This window comes from Serratia sp. FDAARGOS_506, assembly GCF_003812745.1.
Taxonomy (GTDB): Bacteria; Pseudomonadota; Gammaproteobacteria; order Enterobacterales; family Enterobacteriaceae; genus Serratia.
Window position 1 is genome coordinate 95,899 of sequence record NZ_CP033831.1, and the last position, 23,140, is coordinate 119,038.

Below are 23,140 nucleotides of genomic sequence, written 5' to 3' on the forward strand. Positions count from 1 at the left end.
CAAAAACAACAATCACCCGCCTCGGATCTGCACCCCAATAGCGATCCGGATCACAAAAAACGTTTCAGCTTGCCCACGACGCCGCGCTTTGAAACAAATTGCGGCAAAAAACGCCCCCCGGCGACTGTTAACCGTCATCGACGCCGGGCAATATCAATGCGTGCCTGCTCGCCGATAGTCTGGCAAGCTGTGGCCACTGTCCAACCACCCGCACTCCCTGCCCTGCATGGAGGCATCGACAAGGGATTATCCATGCTGCATCCGCGCGCCAATGCCATGTTGGCCTTTGCTTTGCCTGCGCTGATTATCGGTTCCGCTTCCAGTCTGGTGCTGTTGTTGGTGATGAAAGTCGCCGCCGCGCTGCAACAATTACTGTGGGTGACGCTGCCCAATACGCTGAGTCTGGACGCCCAGTCGCCCTGGTGGCCGGTCGCGATGCTGACGCTGACCGGCGTGGCGGTGGGCCTTATCGTGCGCTATATGCCGGGCCACGCCGGGCCGGATCCGGCGACGGAATCGCTGATCGGCATGCCGCTGCCGCTCTCCGCCCTGCCGGGGCTGGGGTTGGCGCTGATCGTCGGCCTGGCCGGCGGCGTCAGCCTGGGGCCGGAGAACCCAATCACCGCCATCAATATCGCGCTGGTAGCGGCCGCCGGTGCGCGCCTGCTGCCGAAGGTGCCGCGCATGGACTGGATCATCCTGGCGGCTGCGGGCACCATCGGCGCGATGTTCGGCACACCGGTCGCCGCCGCGCTGATCTTCTCGCAAACCCTGGCGGGCAATAACGAAACGCCGCTGTGGGATCGGCTGTTCGCCCCGCTGGTGGCCGCCGCCGCCGGCGCGGTCACCACCCAGATGTTCTTCGTGCCCAATTTCGCCCTGCAGCTCGACGCCTACGATGTAACGCGGCTGCCGGACATCTTCAGCGGCGCCATCGTGGCGCTGATCGCCATCGCGCTCGGCATGGTGGCGCTGTGGTGCTTCCCGCACGTTCACCGCCTGTTCCATTCGATGAAGAACCCGGTGTTGATGTTAGGGCTGGGGGGCTTTGTGCTGGGCCTGCTGGCGCTGCTGGGTGGAGAGATTACCCTGTTCAAAGGGCTGGATGAAATGAAGCGCCTCGCGCAAGACGACGGCTATTCGGTGCCGGCGCTGTTGACCATTACCCTGACCAAGCTGGCGGCGCTGGTGATCGCCGCTGCCAGCGGCTTTCGCGGCGGGCGTATCTTCCCGGCGGTGTTCGTCGGCGTGGCGCTGGGGCTGATGCTGCATCAGCACGTTCCCGCAGTGCCGGCGGCGATCACCGTCTCCTGCGCCATCATGGGGCTGGTGCTGGTGGTCACGCGCGATGGCTGGCTCAGCCTGTTCATGGCGGTGGCGGTGGTGCCGGATCTGCACCTGCTGCCGGTGCTGTGCATCGTGATGCTGCCCGCCTGGCTGGCGCTGGCGGGCAAACCGCTGATGCTGGTGAATCGCCGGCAGCCGCCGCACGACGATTAGGCCAACGCGAACGCCGCGGCGGCGCGGGCGTGGATCGCGGTGGTGTCGAACACCGGCACCGACGCATCCCGCTCGCTCACCAGCAAGCCTATCTCGGTGCAGCCGAAAATAATCCCCTGCGCGCCCTGCTGCTCCAAATCGCTGATGATCCGGCGATACTCGTCGCGCGAGGCGTCGCGAATTTTACCCAGGCACAGTTCGTCATAGATGATACGGTGGACGATATCACGATCGGCGCTGACCGGCGTCACCACGTCGATGCCGTGCAATTCCTGCAGGCGGCCGCGATAGAAGGTCTGCTCCATGGTAAAGCGCGTGCCCAACAGCCCGACGCGGCGAATGTTTTTTTCCCGCACCTGCAGCGCCGTGGCATCGGCGATGTGGATCAACGGCAGGCCGCTGGCCTGCTCGACCGCCTCAGCCACCTTGTGCATGGTGTTGGTGCAGATCACGACAGCTTCGGCGCCGGCGGCGCGCAAAGCCACTGCGGCGGCGGCCAGCAGCCGACCGGCGCCGTCCCAATCGCCCTGGTGCTGCAAGCGTTCAACCTCCTGAAAATCGACGCTGTAGAGCACGATTTTTGCCGAGTGCAGCCCGCCGAGGCGCGCCTTTACCTGCTCGTTGATGGTGCGGTAATAAGGAATGGTGGATTCCCAGCTCATGCCACCCAGCAAGCCCAACACTTTCATCATTCGTTCCTCAGCATTTCCGACGATCCTCTGACCTTACCTGAGAATCGCCGGGCTGACGACGCCTTATTTGGCGCCGGAATTGATCGGCTGGCGCGCTTCGAACCAGCGCTGGCGCAGCGTGTCGTACAGCCAGTTATAGGCCATGGTGTACGGCAGGAAGAACAGGAAGAAACCGATTTCCAGCATAAATGCCTGCGCCCAGGAAATGCTCAGCATCCAGGCGGCGATCGGCACGCCGATCAGGATAAAACCGGCTTCAAAGCCGACGGCGTGCAGCGCACGCACTTTCAGGTTACGCACCACCCGGCCGACCGGCCACAGGCGGTCGAACACCGTGTTGTAAACCATGTTCCACAGCATCGCGACGGTGGAGAGCATCACCGCCAACGCACCGACCTGCACCATTGAGCGGTTCAGCAGCCACGCGCCCAGCGGGGCGCAAACCATCACGGCGATGGCCTCGAAACCGACGGCGTGGACGATACGTTCAATGAGAGACTTGTTTTGCAGTTGCATACATCACCTTTTTTCAACAGTTGTTGCGAAAGCCAGGTGATTATCATCGTTTTTTCGGGTAGGTTAAAAATAGATTCCATCGATAAAGTAGATAGGTTATGCACTATTCTCCGGAAGCGCTGCATGCGTTTGTCGAAGCCGCCGCCCTCGGCTCGTTTTCCGCTGCCGCGCGCAAGCTGCGCAAAAGCCAATCCACCGTCAGCACCGCCATCGCCAATCTGGAAGCCGACCTGGCGCTGACGCTGTTCGATCGCGGCGCGCGCCAGCCGGTGTTGACCGCCGCCGGCCGCAAAGTGCTGGGACATGTGCAGGCGATCCTCGCGGCCAGCGAACGGCTCGATGCCCTGAGCATTCAGCTGGCGGGCGAGGTTGAACCGCGCCTGAGCATGGTGTTTTCCGATACCTACCAGCCCAAGCATCACGACAGGCTGATGCAGCTGTTCGAACAGCGCTACCCGGAGATTGAGCTGGAATGGATGATCGCCGAGGAAGGCGACGTTATCGATCTGCTGCAAAGCGGCCGCGCGCATGTGGGCATGGTGGAGGTGCAAAAAAGTTATCCGCCGGATATCGCCTTCTCCCGGCTGCCTGAACAGACCGAAATGGGGCTGTTCGTCGCCCATCAGCATCCGCTGGCGCAGGTCGCCGCGCCGACGCCGGAGCAGCTGTCCAGCACTCGCCAGCTGATCCTGAATACCTACACCGGCGCCGAAGCGGCCAGACAGGGTGGCCTGGTCTGGTCGGCGCCCAGCTATCTGCTGTTGCTGGAGATGGCGGAACAGGGGTTCGGTTGGGCGGTACTGCCGCACTGGCTGGTGCAACAATACGGCCACGGCAAACTCACCCAGCTGCGGCCGCGCGGCTGGCCAAAACTGATTTCGGTGGATGCGGTCTGGTCCAAACTGACCCCGCCTGGCCCGGCGGGGTTCTGGATGCTGGAGCACCTGCTGGGCGATACCCTGCCTTAAGCGGCGGCGTTGCGTGCCTGAATGGCGCGTGAGACGGTATCGAGCAGTTCCGGCATGTCCATCTTCGGCAGCATCACTTCGATGAAGGCCAGCCGATCGTCGTCCGCTACCTCGCGCAGCGCCTGGCGCAGTCCGTCCGGATCGCTGACCCGCAACGCTTTCACCGGCCGCTCGCCGGCCAGCGCCGGCGGCAGCTGTGTCCAGTTCCAGCGCGCGATGTCGTTGTAACTTTGCTCCGGCCCGTGGATGGCGCGCTCGATCGTGTAACCCTGATTATTCAGCACGAAGATCACCGGCTTAAGCCCGTCGCGCAGCATCGATCCCAGTTCCTGTACGGTCAGTTGCGCGGCGCCGTCGCCGATCAGCAATATTGCCCGCCGCTGCGGTTCGGCGGTCTGTACGCCGAACGTCGCCGGCAGGGTATAGCCGATCGATCCCCAGAGCGCCTGCACGATCAGGCGGCATCCATACGGCAACGTCAGCCCCGCCGCGCCGAAACAGGCGGTGCCCTGATCGGCCAGCACGATATCCCCGGGCCGCAGGAAATCCTGTATCTGCCGCCAGAAGGCGTGCTGATCCAGCCCTTCCCCATCGGTTTCCGGCAGCGTCGGGCGGGCGATCGGCGGCAACGGCCAGCGTGACGCCAGCGACAGGCTCAGACGGTGCAGCGCCTGCACCGCCTCGCGCATCGGAATACGGCTAAAGCGCTGCCGCCCGACCCAGGCTTCGAACGGTTGAATGTCGATACATTTTTCCACCGGCAAATGATGCGTGAAACCGGCAGTGATGGTGTCGGTCAAACGCACGCCGACGTTGATCACCACATCGGCGTTTTCGATAAGCTGTTTCACCGCCGGATCGCTGGCGCCGCCGCAGTAGGTGCCGACAAACCCGGCTCGGTTCTCATCCAGCACGCCTTTGCCGAGCAGCAGCGTAGCGTGCGGGATATCGACCTCCTGCAGCCACTGCTCCAGCACCGCTTCGGCGCCAAAGCGATCGGCAAGGAAGTCCGCCAGCAGCGATACCCGCCGCGCCGACAGCAGTTTTTCGCGCGCTGCAGCGATAAATGCCTGCAATGCGCTGCGCGACAGTTTGGCCTGACGCAGCATCAGCGGCGCCGGTTTGGCCGACAACGGCGCTTGTGCAACGTCGCTGGGCAACATCAGGTAAACCGGGCGGTGCTCCAGCAAGGCGGCGCCGATCAGGCGGTCTATCTCCACGGCGGCGTTGTCGGCGGTCAGGTTGGCCTGCGCGACGGTCACCTCTTTGGCTATCCGGGCGAAGTGGGTAAAGTCGCCATCCCCCAGCGAATGATGCAGCAAATCACCGGCGCGCTGAGCGCGCTGCGCCGGTGTGCCGACCACGTGGATCACCGGCAGGTATTCGGCGTAGCTGCCGGCCACCCCATTCAACGCGCTCAGCTCCCCGACGCCAAAGGTGGTGAGCAACGCCGCCGCCGGTTTGCAGCGGGCGTAGCCGTCGGCGGCGTAGGCGGCGTTCAGCTCGTTGGCGCAGCCTACCCAGGTGATTTGTGGATGAGCGAGGACGCGATCGAGGAATTGCAGGTTGTAATCCCCCGGCACGCCGAAGAAATGACGGATGCCGATTTGGGCCAGACGATCGAGCAGATAGTCGGCCACCGTATAGGTCTGAGTCATGATCATCACCTGTCTGCAACTGAAGCGATTATATTAAGTATCGAAGATGCCGTTCAAATTTCGAACAAACGCTCCTGCCTCGATCGGCAACCTGGCGTTACATGCCGGCGCTGTGATCGCTCCCCCGCCAGTGCGGTGTGAAAACGTATACACTTAAAGCACTTCTCCTCTCGCCGATAAGGATAACTATGTCCTACCAAGCCTCCCCTACGCGTTATCAAGATATGGAATACCGGCGCTGCGGCCGCAGCGGGCTGAAGCTGCCCGCCGTCTCACTCGGGCTGTGGCACAACTTCGGCGACACCACGCTGTACGACAACGCCCGCGGTCTAATCCGTTGCGCCTTCGATCGCGGCATTACCCATTTCGATCTGGCCAACAACTACGGCCCACCGCCCGGCGCCGCCGAGGAAAATTTTGGCCGCATTATCAACGGCGATCTGCGGGCCTGGCGCGACGAGCTGATCGTCTCGTCCAAAGCCGGCTACACCATGTGGCCCGGCCCCTATGGCGACTGGGGCTCAAAAAAGTATCTGGTCGCCAGCCTCGATCAGAGCCTAAAGCGCATGGGATTGGAGTATGTGGATGTCTTTTATCACCACAGGCCGGATCCGGACACGCCGCTGGAAGAAACCATGGCGGCGCTGGATCTGCTGGTTCGCCAGGGCAAAGCGCTGTATGTCGGCCTGTCCAACTACCCGGCCGAGCGCGCGCGACACGCGTTCGACATTCTGCAGCGGCTCGGCACGCCATGCGTGATCCACCAGCCGAAATATTCGATGTTCGAACGCGGGCCGGAGACGGCGCTGCTGGAGACGCTGGCGGAGCATGGCGTCGGGTCGATCGCCTTCTCGCCGCTGGCGGGCGGCCTGCTGACCGACCGCTACCTGCACGGCATCCCGCAAGATTCCCGCGCCGCCAGCGGCAGCCGCTTCCTGCAGCCGGAGCAGCTGACCGCGGAGCGGCTGGACAAGGTGCGCCGCCTCGATGCGCTGGCGCGGCAACGCGGGCAGAAGCTGTCGCAAATGGCGCTGGCCTGGGTGCTGCGCGGCGATCGCGTCACTTCGGTGCTGATCGGCGCCAGCAAGAATGCGCAGATAGAAGACGCGGTAGGCATGCTGGCCAATCGTCATTTCAGTGAAGAAGAGCTCGCGCAGATAGAGCAAATTCTACTGTAACCGCTTACAAACATCGCCGTTCCATTAAGCGGCGATGTCCCAGAAAAATCTCAAATCTCGGCCTCCGGCGCCGTTTTCAGAGTTGCTCTCAGATTCAACCCTATGCGCCGGCGCTATGATGCCGATATTGCAGCAAAAATAACGATAAGGCCGCTTTTTAAACTGATGAACGCGCTTCATAAAGTGATCAACGGCCAGGCCGCGCAAGCGGAAAGGAGAAGTCATGTTTAAACCTCTGTTCTTGGCCGCCATCTTGGCGGCGACGGCGCTGCCCGCCGCACAGCAGGCTCACGCCGAAGGGCTCAGCATCGATCTGATGCCGGGCGTTTCATTGCGCATCGGCGATCAGGACAATCGCGGCCGTTACTGGGACGGTTACGACTGGCGCGATCGCGACTGGTGGCAAGGCCATCAGGGCCGCTATCTCGGCGACCGCAGCCCGCGTGGCTATTACTGGGACGGCTATCGCTGGCGCGACCGCGACTATTGGCGCAAATATTACTACTCGCGCGATGGCCGTTATTACAAGTGTGACCACCGTTGCGACAAGCATTACTGGAAGAAAGAGAAAAAACACCACCACGATCATGATCGCGATCGCTGGCGCCGCCACGGCGATGACGACCGCGATTAACGACGACGGGCCGGCACCATGCCGGCCCGCGCTGTTTTGCCTACATCACGCTGCCGATCAGCAGATAGCCGTTCAATCCCACCACCACCAGCACGATGAGCTTGCCCAGGTTTTGTACCACTGGACCGTTGACCATCTCCCCCATCAGCGCCCGATTGCCGGTGAAAGCCAGCAGCGGCACCAGCGCCAGCGCAATGCCGAAGCTGAGCAGCACCTGGCTCAGCACCAGAATGCGCGTCGCATCCATCCCCAGCATGATGACGATAAACGACGGCAGCATGGTCACCGCGCGCCGCAGCCACAGCGGGATATGGAAATGCACGAACCCTTGCATCACCACCTGCCCCGCCAGCGTGCCCACCACGGTAGAGGAGAGGCCGGCGGCCACCAGGCTCAGGCCAAACACGGTGGCAGCGGCTTGCCCGAGCAGCGGTTGCAGCGTCAGGTAAGCCACGTCAAGATCGGCGATGCCGCTGTGGCCGCTGAAATGAAACGCGGCGGCGGCGGTGGCCATCATCGCCAGGTTAACGAAACCGGCAATGGTCATGGCCACGGCGACATCGACTTTGGTGGCGGCATAGCGTTCCGCCTTGTCGTGCTCGCCGCCGATTTGGGTGAGCGACGAATGCAGGTAGATCACATGCGGCATGATGGTGGCGCCCAATACCCCGGCGGCCAGAAATACCGCATCGCCGTTAGGCAGATCGGGCAGCGCCATGCCCTTCAGCAGCGGCGCGACCTGCGGCTGGGAGAACGCCAGCTCGACGATATAAGCGGCAGCGACGAACAGCAGCAGGCCGCCAATCACCAGCTCCAGCGGCTTTTGCCCGCGCTTTTGCAGCATCAAGATTAAAAAGGTGGCGATGCCGGTCAGCACTGCGCCCTGCAACAGGGAAACGCCGAGCAGCAGCTTGAAGCCGATCGCCGCGCCGATAAACTCGGCCAGATCGGTCGCCATGGCGATGATCTCCGCCTGCACCCAATAGGCCCACACCGCCGGCCGCGGAAAGCGATCGCGAATATGCTCGGCCAGGTTTTTCCCGGTGGCGATGCCCAGCTTGGCAGACAAAAGCTGGATCAGCATCGCCATCACGTTAGCCCAAACCACCACCCACAGCAGGCTGTAGCCGAACGAGGCGCCGGCCTGGATATTGGTGGCGAAGTTACCGGGATCGATATAGCCGATAGCGGCGATGAAGGCAGGCCCCATCAGCGAGAGTTTGATTTTTCTGGCGGAGCGCCCAGAGGTGGTTTCAACCACGCGACTGTTCAGCATATGTTGAACCCTTACTGAAATTACGTTTATCTCCACTCTATATAAATGATAATAATTATCAAGCGCATTTAGAGCGGTAAAACTTATCTCTGTAATAGCCAACATTAACGGTTTTATCGAAGGGTTGAGCGCGGAGCTTGCCGATTTCCGTGCTTTTCTGATGGGATTTTGGCTGCAATACCCCTGAAAGACAGGTTAGCACAAGAATACGAATTTCCTATTGCTGCTTTAACATCTTGATTTTTTATGCTTTTGCGCAACACTTTAGGAGAATTCCCGCTATGATTTTCCATATTTGCAATAGAAGTCTCGTTTTTAAACGTAGCGTTACATAAAATGACAGCCGAAATTCAGCCTGCCTCAAATTTGGAGCAAACATGTCCCATATTGCGCACTTTGCGTTGGCGATAGTGGTGGTGGCGATCCTGGCCCTGTTGGTGTGCCGCGATCGCAAAAGCATCCGCATTCGCTATGTTATTCAATTACTGGTTATCGAAGTACTGCTGGCCTACTTTTTCCTGCATTCGGAAGCGGGTTTGGGCTTCGTAAAAGGATTTGCCGCGCTGTTTGACAAACTGCTCGGGTTTGCGGGACAAGGGACTGATTTCGTATTCGGCGGCATGGGCGACAAAGGCCTGGCGTTCTTCTTCCTGAAGGTGCTGTGCCCGATCGTCTTCATTTCGGCGCTGATCGGTATTCTGCAGTACATCAAAGTGCTGCCGTTCATCATCCGCATTATCGGTACCGTGCTGTCGAAAGTGAACGGCATGGGCAAGCTGGAGTCGTTCAACGCCGTCAGCTCGCTGATCCTGGGCCAATCCGAAAACTTCATCGCCTACAAGGATATCCTGGGCAAGATGTCGGAAAAGCGCATGTACACCATGGCGGCGACCGCGATGTCTACGGTTTCCATGTCCATCGTCGGCGCTTACATGACCATGCTGGACGCCAAGTTCGTGGTGGCGGCGCTGGTCTTGAACATGTTCAGCACCTTTATCGTGCTGTCGCTGGTCAACCCGTACGACACCAATAAAGAAGAAGAGCTGCACCTCGGCAACCTGCACGAAGGCCAGAGCTTCTTCGAAATGCTGGGTGAATACATCCTGGCTGGTTTCAAGGTAGCGATTATCGTTGCCGCGATGCTGATCGGCTTCATCGCCCTGATCGCCGCGCTCAACGGTGTGTTCAGCGCCATCTTCGGCTTGAGCTTCCAGGAAATCCTCGGCTACTTCTTCTATCCGTTCGCCTGGATCATGGGTATTCCTAAGCACGAAGCCCTGCAGGTCGGCAGCATCATGGCCACCAAGCTGGTTTCCAACGAGTTCGTGGCAATGATGGAGCTGCAGAAAGTGTCTGCCGAACTGTCGCCGCGCAGCCTGGGGATCCTGTCGGTGTTCCTGGTCTCCTTCGCCAACTTCTCTTCCATCGGCATCGTGGCCGGCGCGATCAAGGGTCTGAACGAACACCAGGGCAACGTGGTGTCGCGCTTTGGCCTGAAGCTGGTGTACGGCTCTACGCTGGTCAGCATCCTGTCCGCTTCCATCGCAGGCCTGGTGCTGGGCTAAGCCTCGAACCCACTGCGATACCAAGGCGCCTGCGGGCGCCTTTTTTGTTGGCCGGCATTCGGCGAAGATGAAATGACGCAAAGCAAAAAGCCGACCCTAAGGTCGGCTTTTTAAATGGTGGTGGAGCTAGACGGGATCGAACCGTCGACCTCTTGCATGCCATGCAAGCGCTCTCCCAGCTGAGCTATAGCCCCACAAAAGTGGTACGCTTTGACCGGCGTTACGGTATTCCCCAACCTTTCTGAGAAGAAGGTTGGTGGAGCTAGACGGGATCGAACCGTCGACCTCTTGCATGCCATGCAAGCGCTCTCCCAGCTGAGCTATAGCCCCGTTCCACAATCACTTTGTGCTGTGAACGGGGCGCATAATATGAAACCCGCTCAAAGCTGTCAACGGCTAAATTGAATTCCTGAATCAAGCGTTGAAAAAGCCGCCAAATCAGCATGTTTGGCGCCAAAAAATCATCACTTTGTGCAGAGTTCATCCATTTTGCGCGCTACATCTCAAAATGGCAAAAGACCCTGCATATCACGTTGATTTTTAATTAATGGAATGTTAGTGAAATGCGCTTGAGTCGGACTCCCGAGCGGCATAGACTGCCCGCGCCATAAACTTCATTACTATAAACCGAGTCCGTCATGTCTTTGCATTCACCAAAAGAAATCGCCGCCCTCGCCGTTCAGGCCGGGGTAAACAAAAGCCGCGCCCCTCTCGCTAATCTGTTGATTCTGGGCTTTCTCGCCGGCGCTTTTATTGCCACCGGCTTTCTGCTGGATATTCACGTCATCGGCACCCTGCCGGCCGAATGGGGCTCTTTCGGCGCCCTGTTGGGTGCCGCGGTCTTTCCTATCGGTTTGATCCTGACCATTCTGGCCGGTGGAGAACTGCTGACCGGCAACATGATGACCTTGCCGATGGCCTGGTTTGCCCGTGAAATCCCCGCCATCGCCGTGCTACGCAATTGGTTTTGGGTCACCCTGGCCAACCTGGCCGGCAGCCTGGCCGTCGCCTACTTCTTCGGCCATTTGCTGGGCCTGACCGAAGGCGCGTTCTTGCATAAGACGCTGGCGATCGCGCAGGCCAAAGTGGATGCGGACTTCCTGCACGCCTTCATTTCCGGCGTCGGCTGCAATTGGCTGGTCTGCCTGGCGGTGTGGTTAGCCTTCGCCAGCAAGGATGTGCCGGGCAAAGTGATCGGCATGTGGTTCCCGGTCATGGCTTTTGTCGCCATCGGCTTCCAGCACGTGGTGGCGAATATGTTCATCATCCCGGCGGCCATCTTTGCCGGCGGCATGGGCTGGGAGCAGTATCTGCCCAATTTCGTCGCGGTATTTCTCGGCAACGCGCTGGGGGGCGCCGGCTTTGTCGGGCTGATGTATTTCCTCGCCTACCGCCCGGGGCTGCCGGCTAGCGAGCAAGCCTGACGCACCGCCATGAAAAAAGCCCCGGGATCGCTCCACGGGGCTTTTTTTTTATGGCGTACCAGCGAATCAGGCTTGCGCTTCGCGCTCGGCGATGTAAGCCAGCGCCATGTCGATGCGCTGCAGCGAACGCTTCTGGCCGATCGCATGCACGGTCACGTCCATGCCCGGCGACTGGCCGGCGCCGGTCACCGCAACGCGCAGCGGCATGCCGACTTTACCCATGCCGACGCCCAGCTCATCCGCCGTGCCCTGAATGGCGTCGTGCACGTTTTCCGGCGTCCAGACGGTGATGGCGGCCAGCTTGGCGCGCACCGCTTCCAACGGCTGACGCGCCACCGGGCGCAGGTGCTTCTTGGCCGCGTCGGCGTCGAACTCGCTGAAGTCTTCGTAGAAGTAACGGCAGGACTCCGCCATCTCTTTCAGCGTTTTGCAACGCTCGCCCAGCAGCTTGACGATGTCTTTCAGTTCCGGGCCGTTGCGGGTTTCAAGGCCGAGCTGCTCAACGTGCCATGCCAGGTGCACCGCCACTTCTTCCGCCGGCATATGGTTGATGTAGTGGTGGTTCAGCCACTGCAGCTTCTCGGTATTGAACGCGCTGGCGGATTTGTTGATCGCTTCCAGCGTGAAGAACTCTTTCATCTCGTCGATGGAGAAGATCTCCTGATCGCCGTGGGACCAGCCCAGGCGCACCAGGTAGTTCAGCAGCGCCTGCGGCAGATAGCCGTCTTCGCGGTACTGCATAACGCCCACGGCGCCGTGACGCTTGGACAGCTTTTTACCGTCGTCACCGAGGATCATCGACACGTGCGCGTATTCCGGCACCGGCGCGCCCAGCGCTTTGAGAATGTTGATCTGGCGCGGGGTGTTGTTGATGTGGTCTTCGCCGCGGATCACATGGGTGATTTCCATATCCCAGTCATCGACGACGACGCAGAAGTTATAAGTTGGCGAACCGTCGGTGCGGCGGATGATCAGATCGTCCAGCTCCTGGTTGCTGAATTCGATCGGGCCGCGAATTTTGTCGTCGAAGATCACCGAGCCTTCCTGCGGGTTGCGGAAGCGCACCACGTGCGGCTCGTCGTCGGTGTGGCTGCACTGGCTGTCGCGGCAGTGGCCGTCGTAACGCGGCTTCTCGCCGTTTTCCATCTGCTTCTCGCGCAGCGCTTCCAGACGTTCCTTGGAGCAATAGCATTTATAGGCCGTGCCCTGCTCCAGCATCTCGTCGATGACCGCGTTGTAACGATCGAAACGCTTGGTCTGGAAATACGGGCCTTCATCCCAATCCAGGTTCAACCAGTTCATGCCATCCATAATTGCGTCGATCGCGTCCTGGGTGGAGCGTTCCAGATCGGTATCTTCGATACGCAGAACGAACTCACCGCCCGCATGGCGGCTGAACAACCAGGAGTAAAGTGCGGTACGCGCGCCGCCGACGTGAAGATAGCCGGTCGGGCTCGGTGCAAAACGGGTTTTGATTTTCATTGGGTTCACTGCCTTATTACGCAACGCGTGTCGGCGGTTGCCGACGATTGCTCGGAATTGAAAAAAGAGTGGACGACATTGTATCACCACGCGCTAATTCCTCAACGCCGACACGATATTGCGCCGGTCGATTTCGCGCGTTTTGCGGCGAGTTTCGCATAGCGTTGCGCAAAGAATCGGCGCCGCTGGCGATAATTATCGCGCCCTGCCTAAATTTGCGGCGAACGATTGAAATCATTTTAAAAACCGTTGACTCACTTTGAACTATCCCTATAATGCGACTCCAACAAGACGGGGCGATTAGCTCAGTTGGTAGAGCATCTCCTTTACACGGAGGGGGTCGGCGGTTCGAGCCCGTCATCGCCCACCATCTTGTTGAGTAAAAATGAGAACGAATGAGGGTGATTAGCTCAGTTGGTAGAGCATCTCCTTTACACGGAGGGGGTCGGCGGTTCGAGCCCGTCATCACCCACCATCATTCTCTCGTTTAGCAGTACCTGGAAGTCCTGAAGTGGGTGATTAGCTCAGTTGGTAGAGCATCTCCTTTACACGGAGGGGGTCGGCGGTTCGAGCCCGTCATCACCCACCACTTCTGCGGGTCGTTAGCTCAGTTGGTAGAGCAGTTGACTTTTAATCAATTGGTCGCAGGTTCGAATCCTGCACGACCCACCAATTCAGAGAAAAGCGCCTTTTGGCGCTTTTTTCGTTTCTGTGCCACCCAACTCTGACTTCATCTTCTCGCAGGCATAGTTTACCGAGTCGTGCAGGATGAAGAACCGTAGAGGTTCGAGCATCGCGCAGCGATACGACAACGCGCAGCGTTGCCCGCAGGGTGAGGCCACGGGCCGAATCAATCCTGCACGACCCACCAATTCAGAGAAAAGCGCCTTTTGGCGCTTTTTTCGTTTCTGTGCCACCCAACTCTGACTTCATCTTCTCGCAGGCATAGTTTACCGAGTCGTGCAGGATGAAGAACCGTAGAGGTTCGAGCATCGCGCAGCGATACGACAACGCGCAGCGTTGCCCGCAGGGTGAGGCCACGGGCCGAATCAATCCTGCACGACCCACCAATTCAGAAAAAAGCGCCTTTTGGCGCTTTTTTCGTTTCTGCCGCACTCACTTCCCCTTCTTCTTATTCTCTCAATTCACCACACGCTAAGATACGAATGGTTATCATTTTGGCGGCTTGAATGGTAAATTAGCGGGCATCCACCACGCAGCCAATCCGCCGCCGGATTGATACGCCTTAGTTCAAGGAAAGAAAGAGCCCGCTCATGACCCTATCCTTACGCCAGCTGTTCATTGCATTTATCGCCACTTCCAGCCTGCTGCTCAGCGGCTGCGGCCCGGACGACAAGAGCGACGGGCAGAAACCGTCCGCCCCTGCTGCCGACAGCAGTTGGCCGCGCACCATCGACAGCGCCAAAGGGAAGTTCACGCTGGAAAAACCGCCGCAGCGCATCGTGTCCACCAGCGTCACCATCACCGGCACGCTGCTGGCTATCGACGCCCCGGTGGTCGCCAGCGGCGCCACCAGCCCGAACCCTCTGGTGGCCGATAAACAAGGCTTCTTTACCCAGTGGAGCGAGGTAGCCAAACAGCGCCACGTCGAACGGCTGTATCAAGTGGAGCCCAATGCTGAAGCCGTTGCCGCCGCCGCGCCGGATTTGATCGTCGTCGCCGCGACCGGCGGAGATTCGGCGTTGAAACTGTACGATCAGCTGTCGGCCATTGCGCCGACGCTGGTGCTCGATTATGGCGACAAAAGCTGGCAACAGCTGGCCAGCGAGCTCGGCGAAATCACCGGCCATGAAGCCGGCGCCAAACAGGCGGAGGATCGTTTCGAACAGCGCGTGGAGCAAGTGAAACAGGCGATCGCGCTGCCGCCGCAGCCGACCACTCCGCTGGTATATGCCGACAACGGCCGCGAGGCCATGCTGTGGACGCCGGGTTCCGCCCAGGGCAAGCTGCTGACCCAGCTCGGCTTCCAACTGGCCATCCCGCCGGAAAGCGCCAAAGGCAATGCCAGCATGGGTAAACGCCATGACATCATCCAAATCTCCGGCGAAAAAATGGCCGAGGGCCTGAACGGCAAAACGCTGATCCTGTTCGCCACCAACGAGCGTAAAGTGCAAGAGGTGCTGACCAACCCGTTCCTCAAACATCTGGAGCCGGTGGAACAGCGGCACGTCTACGCCGTCGGCAACGACACTTTCCGTCTCGATTACTACAGCGCCACCAACATGCTGAACCAAATCGAACGACTGTTCAAAAAGCCCTGAACCACGCCGTCGGCAGGCCAGCCTCCTGCCGACGTTTGCCATAAACAGGGCAACCGTTCACATTCAATCAATTGAAATATCAATAGTTATTAACATCGTCAACGCACCTGCGCCACCAACCGGCGGGTGCATGCGGGCGTAAACTCGTGCTACTATTAGCGCCCGCATGAACGCAAATAACAATGAGAATAAAAATCATACAGGAGTTACCGGTGTGAACGTACCCACTCCGACTGAGCGGACGCTTTCGTCCGCACCGCACGCAGCTTACGCCAGTGGCTTCAAACGCATCGCCGGGTTCGGTATCGGCTTGGCGCTGTTGCTGCTGTGCATCATTGCCAGCCTGATGCTGGGTTCCAAAGCCATCCCCTTCCATACCGTCTGGCTCAGCCTGCAAGGCGCCGCGAGCGGTTCCGACAGCACCATCATTCTCAACGCCCGGGTACCTCGTACGCTGGCGGGCATCTTGGCCGGCATGGCGCTCGGCGCCGCCGGCGCGCTGATTCAGGCATTGACGCGCAATCCGCTGGCCGATCCCGGCGTGCTCGGCATCAACGCCGGCGCCAGCTTCGCCGTGGTCATCGGCATTATGTTTTTCGGCGCGGCCACCACCGAAAGCTATATGGCCTACGCCTTCATCGGCGCCGCCCTCACCACCCTGCTGGTTTACCTGATCGGCACGCTGGCGGGCGGGCGCATCAACCCGGTGCGGCTGACGCTGGCCGGCGTGGCGATCGGCGCGGTGTTGCTCGGCATCACCACCGGGCTGTCGCTTATCGATCCGCAAACCTTCGACCAACTGCGCTTCTGGCAGGCCGGCACGCTGGATATCCGCACGCTATCCACGCTGCCGGTCACCGCCCCCGCCATTCTGCTCGGCTGCCTGCTGACGCTGATCATCGCCCGGCCGCTGAATACTATCGGCATGGGGGAAGATCTGGCTATCGCGCTTGGCGCGCGCGTGGTGCTGACTCAGGTCGTCGCGGTGATCGCCATCACGCTGCTGTGCGGCGCGGCGACCGCCACCGTCGGCCCAATCAGCTTTATCGGCCTGATGGTGCCGCATATCGCCCGCTGGTGGGTCGGCCCCGACCAGCGCTGGATCCTGCCCTACTCCATGCTGCTGGCGCCGATTTTACTGCTGTGCGCCGACGTGGCCGGCCGGCTGCTGGCGGCCGGTGAGCTGCGAGTTTCCATCGTGGCGGCGTTTATCGGCGCGCCGGTGCTGATCTGGCTGGTGCGCCGCAAGAAAACGCTGGGGGGTCTGTGATGAGCCTGCCCCACACGTTGCATATCGGCCGCCCGGACGGCGTCATTAACTGGCGCATGCCGCTGCGCCTGCTGTTGGTCAATCTTTCGCTGCTGGCTTTGTGCCTGGCGATGGCCGTTGCCGCGCTCTGCTACGGCACGCTGCAGCTTTCGCTGGAACAGGTCTTTGCCGCGCTCAGCGGCGAGGCGCCGAAAAATCTGGTCACCGTGGTCACCCAATGGCGTTTGCCGCGCATCGCGATGGCGCTGTTGTTAGGCGCCTCGCTCGGCATGAGCGGCGCCATCTTCCAGTCGATTATTCGCAACCCACTCGGCAGCCCGGACGTGATTGGCTTTAACATGGGAGCTTACACCGGCGCGCTGATCGCCATCACCCTGTTCAACGGCGGCTACTACTACATCGCCGGCGGCGCGCTGGCCGGCGGCATTCTCTCCGCGCTGGCCATCTACCTGCTCGCCTGGCGGCAAGGTATCGCCGGCTTCCGGCTGATCATCGTCGGCATCGCCATCAGCGCGGTGCTGGTCTCCACCAATACCTGGCTGATCATCACCGCCTCGCTGGAGCGCGCCATGGACGCCGCCATGTGGCAGGCCGGTTCGCTCAACGGCATGACCTGGCAGAAAGCCCAGCCCGCCACGGCGTTCATCGTGCTGGCGGCCACGGCCGCGCTGCTGATGGGCAAACGGCTGCAGCTGCTGGAAATGGGCGACGACACGGCGCGCGCGCTGGGCGTGAACGCCGAAGGCAGCCGGCTGTGGCTGATGCTGTTCGGCGTCACCCTCACCGCCGCCGTCACCGCCACCGCCGGGCCGATTTCCTTTATCGCGCTGGCGGCGCCGCAGATCGCCCGCCGCCTGGCCGGACAATCCTCGGTCACCCTGACGTCCTCGGCGCTGATGGGCGCGACGCTGCTGCTGGGCGCCGACGTGGTGTCCCAACATCTTTTTGCGCCGATCCAACTGCCGGTCGGGGTCGTGACCGTCTGCATCGGCGGCCTGTACCTGATTTGGCTGCTCATCCGTGAGGCCCGCAGATAATGAAAAGTGATAACGCCATGAGCCACCGCCTGCACGCCTCGCACCTGAAGCTGGGCTACGACAATAAAATCATCGCTGACGATCTGAGCGTGGCGATCCCCGACGGCGCCTTCACGGTGATCGTCGGGCCGAACGCCTGCGGCAAATCGACGCTGCTGCGCGCTCTGTGCCGTCTGCTGAAACCCAGCGCCGGCGAGGTGATGCTGGACGGCAAAAACATCAGCAGTTTCGCCACCAAGGCGCTGGCGCGCGAGCTTGGCCTGCTGCCGCAAACCTCGATCGCACCGGACAGCATTACCGTGGCAGACCTGGTATCGCGCGGCCGCTATCCGCACCAGAGCCTGCTGAAACAGTGGACGCAGGCCGACAAACAGGCGGTGGAAGCCGCCATGGCGGCCACCAACGTCAGCCAGTTGGCGGACCGCAGCGTCGACGAGCTGTCCGGCGGGCAGCGCCAGCGCGTCTGGGTGGCGATGGCGTTGGCACAGCAAACGCCGCTGCTGCTGCTGGATGAACCGACCACCTATCTGGACATCGCGCACCAAATCGAGCTGCTGGATCTGTTCCGTCAGCTCAACCGCGAGCACGGCCAAACTCTCATCGCAGTGCTGCACGATCTCAACCACGCCTGCCGCTATGCCGATCACATCATCGCCATGCGCGACGGCAAGATCGTAGCGGAGGGGAAACCGGCGGAGATCATCACCGCCGAGTTGGTGGAGCGGGTGTTCGGCATGCCGTGCATGATCATCGACGATCCGCTGTCCCACACGCCGCTGGTGATCCCGCGCGGCCGCTACCACTGCGACGCGCCGCAGGCATGAAAAAGGCCGGGTTACCCCGTAATGCTGGTCAGTTAGCGTTTTTATGCAGGCATTCGTGACATTTTCGGTCGATAAAAGTGAGATGCTCTATGTGGCTCATGCACCTCGACCGAGCAGGGGCCGCGCCATCGGCCCCTCCAATTGCCGTTCATTGCGGTAACAGAGAAATGCAGGACATTTACGGCAATTCCCCTGCACAGAACGCCCAGAGGCTGGAAAAAAAATGCCACTCAGTCTTAACTGAGCGGCATTGGGGTTACCCCGGCCTTTTGGTTACTTCTCCAGCGACACCTGCTTGAAGATGTGTTTGCCGAACGGGTCTATTTCGTAGCCTTTCACTTCCTTGCGCACCGGTTCGAAGATGGTCGAGTGCGCGATCATCAGCGCCGGCATCTGATCGTGCATCATCACCTGCGCCTGTTGGTACATCGCCACCCGCTTGGCGTGATCGTTCTCCTCGCGCGCCTGCAGGATCAGCTGGTCGAACGGTTTGTAGCACCATTTCGCCGAGTTGGAGCCGCCGAGCGAAGCGCAGGTGAACAGCGGGCCGAAGAAGTTGTCCGGATCGCCGTTGGCGGTGGTCCAGCCCATCAGCGCGGTCTGATGTTCGCCGTTTTTAATCCGCTGCAAATATTCGCCCCACTCGAAGGTGACGATTTTGGCGCGCACACCGATTTTCGCCCAGTCGGCCTGGATCATCTCCGCCATGCGCTTGGCGTTGGGGTTATAGGGCCGCTGCACCGGCATCGCCCACAGATCGATGTCGAATCCCTGCCCCAGCCCGGCTTCCTGCAACAGCTGTTTCGCCCGCTCCGGCGAATACGGGTAGTCTTCAAGCTGCGCGTTGCTGCCCCATTGGGTCGGCGGCAGCAGATTCTTGGCCGGCTGGCCGGCGCCGTGGAACACCGCATCGATGATCGCCGGTTTGTTGACCGCCAGCGCTAACGCCTGGCGTACCTTGACGTTATCCAACGGTTTCTTCTGGGTGTTGAACGCCAGGAAGCCGATATTCAAGCCGGATTTTTCCATCACCTGAATGTTGCCGTCCTGCCGCATGCGCGCCAGATCCGCCGGGTTGGGGAACGGCATCACCTGGCACTCGTTCTTTTGCAGCTTGGCGTAACGCACCGTCGCATCCGGCGTGATCGAAAACACCAGCCGGTCGATCTTGGGTTTGCCTTCCCAGTAACGATCGAACGCCTTGTAGAGGATTTTCGCGTCCTTCTGGTACTGCACCAGTTGGAACGGACCGGTGCCGATCGGATCGTTGTCCACTCGCTCCGGCGTGCCGGCCTTCAGCATCGCGTCGGCATATTCCGCCGAAAAAATGGTGGCGAAGTACATGCCCAGATCGGCGACGAACGGCGCCTCGGCGCGGGAAAGCTCAAAGCGCACGGTGTGGTCGTCCACCTTGACGATCCGATCGATCAGCGTGCCGAATTCCATCGACTCGAAATTGGTGTAGGCGCCGTTGGAGACCTTGTGGTACGGGTTGTTGGCGTCCTTCTGCCGCATGAACGAGAAGATGACGTCATCGGCGTTGAAATCGCGGGTGGGCGTGAAATATTTATTGCTCTGGAATGCCACGCCCTTGCGCAGGTGGAAGGTATAACGCTTGCCGTCTTCGCTCACCTCCCAGCTTTCCGCCAGGCTGGGTTGCAGCTCAACGGTGCCGGGTTTGAAATCCACCAACCGGTTGTAGATCGCCGCCGAACTGGCGTCCACCGTGGTGCCGGAGGTGAACAGCTGCGGGTTGAAGCCTTCCGGCGAGCCTTCGGAACAGTAGACCAGCGTATTGGCCCGCGCGCCGCCGGCTATCGCCAACGCCAGCAACCCGATCGTTATTGCTTTTCTTTTCATTGCGCTATCCCCAGTGGTGAAAAAACAGCCCAACGGATAGCAATAAATCATGCAGTTAGCGATGTAAAGGACAAATTCCGCACATAAAAACGGGCAGGCGCGCAAGCGGCCTGCCCCGGTGAAACCGCGCGATGATGAAATTAAATCATCTGGCTGAAGTTCATCTGCGCCATCAGCTTATAGTTGTCGGCGTAGTCGACCGGAATGGCCACCACCACCGGCCCCTGGATCGCCATCGCCTTACGCAGCATCGGCCGCAGATCGTCCACCGACTGCACGGCGAAACCGACCGCGCCGCAGGATTCCGCGTAGGCCTTGAAGTCAATCGGCCCAAACTCCACGCCGGATTTGCGCTGGTATTTGTTCACTTCCTGCATCTCCACCATGTTGTAGGCGTTATCGACCCAGATGACGTGCACAATGTTGTTTTTCAGCCGCACCGCGGTCTCCAGCTCCATGCTCGACTGCATGAACCCGCCGTCGCCGGAGATAGACACCACTTTGTCGCCGGGGCGCACCAGCGCCGCGCCGATGGCCCACGGCAGCGCCACCCCCATGGTTTGCTGGCCGTTGGAGATCAACAGCTGGCGGGCGCGGAAGCTGTACAGGTAGCGGGCGATCCAGATATGGAAACTGCCCATGTCCACGCACAGGGTTACATCGTCGCTGACGATGTCCTGCAGCTCCTTGACGATGCGCAGCGGGTGGATCGGCATGCCGCCGCGGCGGGCGGCACGCTCCGCCAGTTCAGTGCGCTGGCGGCCGAGATCGGTGAGGATCAGCTCCACCTCCGACGGCACGCAGACCGCCTCAGAGAACATTTCGGTCATCATGTTCAGCGTGGCGCTGATGTTGCCCACCAGCTCGACGTCCGGCCGATAGCAGGTATCGATATCCGCCGGCAGCACGTCGATGTGCACCAGTTTCAGCCGCCCGTGGCTGTTCCACATGCAGGGATCGTATTCGATCGGATCATAGCCGACGCTCACCACCAGGTCGGCCTTCTGCAGCAGCTGATCGGCCGGCTGGTTGTTGAACAGGCCGACGCGGCCGGCGAAACGGGCGAAGTGGTTGACGTCGATCACCCCCGCCGCCTGATAGGTGCCGACCACAGGCATATGGGTGCGGTACAGCAGATGGCGCACCGCCTCGCTGTTCTCTGGCCGGCTGGCCTGCAGGCCGAGCAGCAATACCGGGCATTTGGCCTGGCGGATCAGTTTCACCGCCGCCTGAATGTCGTCCGCCGCCGCGGCCCCCATGCGCGGCAAGCGGCAGCCGGCCAGCACCGGCGCACTGACCGGTTCATTGACGATATCCATCGGCAGGCTGACGAACGATGCCCCCGGTCGACCAAACTCGGCGCGGCGAAAGGCGTTGGCGATCACCTCGGAAATCGCCGAACCGGCATGCACTTCGGCGCAATACTTGGTCACCGGCCGGAACATGCTGACAGTATCCATGCTCTGGTGCGTCTGCTTCAGGCTATCAGCGCGCTTCACCGCCCCGCCGAAGGCCACCACCGCGTCCCCTTCCGAAGTGGCGGTGGCCAGCCCGGTGATCAGGTTGGAGCTACCCGGCCCGGAGGTGACCAGCGCCACCCCGGCCTTACCGGTCAAGCGGCCGACCGCCGCCGCCATAAAGGCCGCGTTGGCCTCATGCCGCACTACAACCGTTTCAATCGACGGCGCGTCTTCCAGCGAGTCGAACACTCGGTCGATCTTGGCGCCCGGAATGCCGAAAACGTGTTTGACGCCCTGCGCTTCCAGATTTTTCACCACCAAATCGGCGCCGCATTGCCAGTCATTGCCTGTTTTTTCCTGTGCCATGGTTCCACCTCCTAAGAAAACGATCGCCGGGGTTAGCCCTCGGCGGAACGAATCGCGCGATCCAAATCCTCTGGGCAGAGGTTGGCGCGCAAGAAATCCGCATCATGCGGTAACTGAAGATTGAGACGCGTGATGACGCCAAACTGCAGGCGACCATGATCGAGCTGGTAGTCCAGCACGTGGCCACCGCCGCTGCGGTCGTCGGTAACGAAGTGTTCGTGATAGCCGGCCACGCCGATGCCCTGCATGTAATCCGGCGAGCGGAAGCCGACCAGCGTGCCGCGCCGCTGATGGAACGAGAAGGTCGGCTGCTCTTCTATCGCCTCCAGCATCGGGCGATAGGGCCGCTCCTGACGCGGCACGGTACGGGTTTCCACGTGGCTGAACTCGCCGTCGACCCGCACCGCGCAAAACAGATTCGGCGAGGCGACCTGCTCGTCGATGCACTGATGCAGCTGCGCCTTGGTGATCGGCCGGTCGAACTGCTGACTGACGCTGGGGTGGAAAAAGGTGACGACGGCGAAGGGGGTTTTCTGTTGCAGGCCGGCCGGCCGGGCGCTGCCGTCGGCGCGCAGCTGGTGTATTTCCTGGTCGAAAGCGATCAGTTCGCCGTCCAGGTGATTGAAGGTACCGAGGCCGAAATCGCCGTGCTTGAGCAATTCGGCAATGGTGGTCTCTCCTTCGTAAACCCCGTCGATGAGCGCGCTCATCAGCGAGATTTGATAGATTTCGCCCTCCCCAGCGTTGATCGACTGCCTGGCAAAACCCTGCGCCAAATGGCGCGCACAGGAACACCCGTGTTTTTCGTTCATGACTAACTCCTCCACCAGTGCGGGATCGCGGTTCCGCGCGTTCAAAAGACCCACCGGCGTGAGCCAAGATGCCCCCCAAGCCGCGTTCATCAGTTGGAACGATTCAGCCTAAGGCGACAAAAAAACCGGCACGGCTGGCCGGCCGATAACCAGGTATCAGATCAGAATGAGATAAAGTAAAGGCTTACTAATCATTGAGACTGAACCGGTTATCAAATTGAACGGTTAATCTGGTGTTGGAGCGACAATCAACTCCGCAGACGGCTCGCGCAGCCTGGGAAAAACATCTGCTATTTGGTGCTAAGCGCCGCGAGGTTTATACGTTTTCTCTCTATA

Annotated in this window: 19 protein-coding genes, 6 tRNA genes and 2 other RNA genes; 16 read left to right on the top strand and 11 right to left on the bottom strand. The window is 60.5% G+C overall.

The genetic code is table 11. From position 1 onward, the window contains the following. Positions 1-252: 252 nt before the first annotated feature. Positions 253-1,500 carry an ion channel protein gene (locus EGY12_RS00770; RefSeq protein WP_123892266.1) on the top strand — a complete coding sequence of 416 codons (1,248 nt, stop codon included), beginning with the start codon at positions 253-255 and terminating at the stop codon, positions 1,498-1,500. Here the strand turns inward: EGY12_RS00770 and EGY12_RS00775 are convergent. Both EGY12_RS00775 and EGY12_RS00780 read right to left on the bottom strand, forming a co-directional pair. Beyond that, positions 1,497-2,189: an aspartate/glutamate racemase family protein gene (locus EGY12_RS00775; RefSeq protein ID WP_123895532.1), complete on the bottom strand. Its 693-nt coding sequence runs from the start codon at positions 2,187-2,189 to the stop codon at positions 1,497-1,499. The genes EGY12_RS00770 and EGY12_RS00775 overlap by 4 nt on opposite strands. 66 nt (positions 2,190-2,255) lie before the next feature. After that, positions 2,256-2,708, bottom strand: coding sequence for a multidrug/biocide efflux PACE transporter (locus tag EGY12_RS00780; protein ID WP_038876577.1), 453 nt, complete (start codon positions 2,706-2,708; stop codon positions 2,256-2,258). A 98-nt stretch (positions 2,709-2,806) separates the two neighbouring features. Between EGY12_RS00780 and EGY12_RS00785 the strand changes: the two genes are divergently transcribed. Further along, on the top strand, positions 2,807-3,676 hold the full coding sequence (locus tag EGY12_RS00785) for a LysR family transcriptional regulator (protein WP_123892267.1): 870 nt from the start codon (positions 2,807-2,809) through the stop codon (positions 3,674-3,676). Here EGY12_RS00785 and EGY12_RS00790 read toward each other — a convergent pair. Next, a complete protein-coding gene (locus EGY12_RS00790; RefSeq protein ID WP_123892268.1) occupies positions 3,673-5,334 on the bottom strand; it encodes an alpha-keto acid decarboxylase family protein in 1,662 nt (553 codons plus the stop codon). The two genes, EGY12_RS00785 and EGY12_RS00790, sit on opposite strands and share 4 nt — an antisense overlap. Positions 5,335-5,522: 188 nt before the next feature. Here EGY12_RS00790 and mgrA point away from each other — a divergent pair, with 188 nt between their 5' ends. Then, entirely contained in the window at positions 5,523-6,512 is a 990-nt protein-coding gene (gene mgrA, locus EGY12_RS00795; RefSeq protein ID WP_123892269.1) for an L-glyceraldehyde 3-phosphate reductase, read from the top strand. 24 nt (positions 6,513-6,536) lie between these two features. On the opposite strand, the gene EGY12_RS00800 is transcribed toward mgrA, so the two are convergent. After that, positions 6,537-6,737, bottom strand: a complete 201-nt coding sequence (locus EGY12_RS00800; RefSeq protein ID WP_123892270.1) for a hypothetical protein — start codon at positions 6,735-6,737, stop codon at positions 6,537-6,539. Here EGY12_RS00800 and EGY12_RS00805 point away from each other — a divergent pair. Continuing rightward, entirely contained in the window at positions 6,736-7,146 is a 411-nt protein-coding gene (locus tag EGY12_RS00805; protein WP_123892271.1) for a DUF2502 domain-containing protein, read from the top strand. The genes EGY12_RS00800 and EGY12_RS00805 overlap by 2 nt on opposite strands. Positions 7,147-7,186: 40 nt before the next feature. On the opposite strand, the gene EGY12_RS00810 is transcribed toward EGY12_RS00805, so the two are convergent. Further along, positions 7,187-8,422 (bottom strand): Nramp family divalent metal transporter, encoded by a 1,236-nt coding sequence (locus tag EGY12_RS00810; protein WP_123892272.1) that lies wholly within the window; start codon positions 8,420-8,422, stop codon positions 7,187-7,189. 377 nt (positions 8,423-8,799) lie between these two features. Between EGY12_RS00810 and EGY12_RS00815 the strand changes: the two genes are divergently transcribed. After that, on the top strand, positions 8,800-9,987 hold the full coding sequence (locus tag EGY12_RS00815) for a NupC/NupG family nucleoside CNT transporter (RefSeq protein WP_004936373.1): 1,188 nt from the start codon (positions 8,800-8,802) through the stop codon (positions 9,985-9,987). A gap of 118 nt (positions 9,988-10,105) precedes the next feature. On the opposite strand, the gene EGY12_RS00820 is transcribed toward EGY12_RS00815, so the two are convergent. Then, positions 10,106-10,181 (bottom strand) — tRNA-Ala (locus tag EGY12_RS00820). Between the two features lie 60 nt (positions 10,182-10,241). Continuing rightward, positions 10,242-10,317: transfer RNA gene (locus EGY12_RS00825), tRNA-Ala, on the bottom strand. 308 nt (positions 10,318-10,625) lie between these two features. On the opposite strand from EGY12_RS00825, the gene EGY12_RS00830 reads away from it, so the two are divergent. Continuing rightward, positions 10,626-11,411: a formate/nitrite transporter family protein gene (locus tag EGY12_RS00830; protein ID WP_047730144.1), complete on the top strand. Its 786-nt coding sequence runs from the start codon at positions 10,626-10,628 to the stop codon at positions 11,409-11,411. Positions 11,412-11,477: 66 nt separating this feature from the next. Here the strand turns inward: EGY12_RS00830 and gltX are convergent, their stop codons facing one another. Further along, positions 11,478-12,893 (bottom strand): glutamate--tRNA ligase, encoded by a 1,416-nt coding sequence (gene gltX / locus EGY12_RS00835; protein ID WP_123892273.1) that lies wholly within the window; start codon positions 12,891-12,893, stop codon positions 11,478-11,480. A 294-nt stretch (positions 12,894-13,187) separates the two neighbouring features. On the opposite strand from gltX, the gene EGY12_RS00840 reads away from it, so the two are divergent. From EGY12_RS00840 to EGY12_RS00885, 10 genes are all read left to right on the top strand, one after another. Then, positions 13,188-13,263, top strand: a tRNA-Val gene (locus tag EGY12_RS00840). A gap of 29 nt (positions 13,264-13,292) precedes the next feature. Continuing rightward, a tRNA-Val gene (locus EGY12_RS00845) sits at positions 13,293-13,368 on the top strand. A 38-nt stretch (positions 13,369-13,406) separates the two neighbouring features. Beyond that, a tRNA-Val gene (locus EGY12_RS00850) sits at positions 13,407-13,482 on the top strand. Between the two features lie 7 nt (positions 13,483-13,489). Then, positions 13,490-13,565 (top strand) — tRNA-Lys (locus tag EGY12_RS00855). Positions 13,566-13,640: 75 nt separating this feature from the next. Beyond that, positions 13,641-13,764: non-coding RNA, RtT sRNA (locus EGY12_RS00860), on the top strand. A 75-nt stretch (positions 13,765-13,839) separates the two neighbouring features. Then, a non-coding RNA gene (locus tag EGY12_RS00865) (RtT sRNA) lies at positions 13,840-13,963 on the top strand. Positions 13,964-14,167: 204 nt separating this feature from the next. Then, complete coding sequence (gene fepB, locus EGY12_RS00870; protein ID WP_123892274.1) at positions 14,168-15,175, top strand: Fe2+-enterobactin ABC transporter substrate-binding protein; 1,008 nt, start codon at positions 14,168-14,170, stop codon at positions 15,173-15,175. Positions 15,176-15,389: 214 nt separating this feature from the next. After that, positions 15,390-16,445, top strand: coding sequence for a Fe(3+)-siderophore ABC transporter permease (gene fepD / locus EGY12_RS00875; protein WP_123892275.1), 1,056 nt, complete (start codon positions 15,390-15,392; stop codon positions 16,443-16,445). Continuing rightward, a complete protein-coding gene (gene fepG, locus EGY12_RS00880; protein WP_123892276.1) occupies positions 16,445-17,482 on the top strand; it encodes an iron-enterobactin ABC transporter permease in 1,038 nt (345 codons plus the stop codon). The genes fepD and fepG overlap by 1 nt, the downstream gene beginning before the upstream one ends. Positions 17,483-17,499: 17 nt before the next feature. Then, a complete protein-coding gene (locus tag EGY12_RS00885; RefSeq protein ID WP_123895533.1) occupies positions 17,500-18,306 on the top strand; it encodes an ABC transporter ATP-binding protein in 807 nt (268 codons plus the stop codon). Between the two features lie 273 nt (positions 18,307-18,579). Here the strand turns inward: EGY12_RS00885 and EGY12_RS00890 are convergent, their stop codons facing one another. The 3 genes from EGY12_RS00890 to budA all read right to left on the bottom strand — a co-directional run bounded on the left by EGY12_RS00890 (position 18,580) and on the right by budA (position 22,804). Continuing rightward, entirely contained in the window at positions 18,580-20,166 is a 1,587-nt protein-coding gene (locus EGY12_RS00890; RefSeq protein ID WP_123892277.1) for an ABC transporter substrate-binding protein, read from the bottom strand. Positions 20,167-20,306: 140 nt separating this feature from the next. Then, entirely contained in the window at positions 20,307-21,992 is a 1,686-nt protein-coding gene (gene alsS / locus EGY12_RS00895) for an acetolactate synthase AlsS (protein WP_123892278.1), read from the bottom strand. A gap of 32 nt (positions 21,993-22,024) precedes the next feature. Then, positions 22,025-22,804 carry an acetolactate decarboxylase gene (budA, locus tag EGY12_RS00900; protein WP_123892279.1) on the bottom strand — a complete coding sequence of 260 codons (780 nt, stop codon included), beginning with the start codon at positions 22,802-22,804 and terminating at the stop codon, positions 22,025-22,027. Positions 22,805-23,140 lie beyond the last annotated feature (336 nt).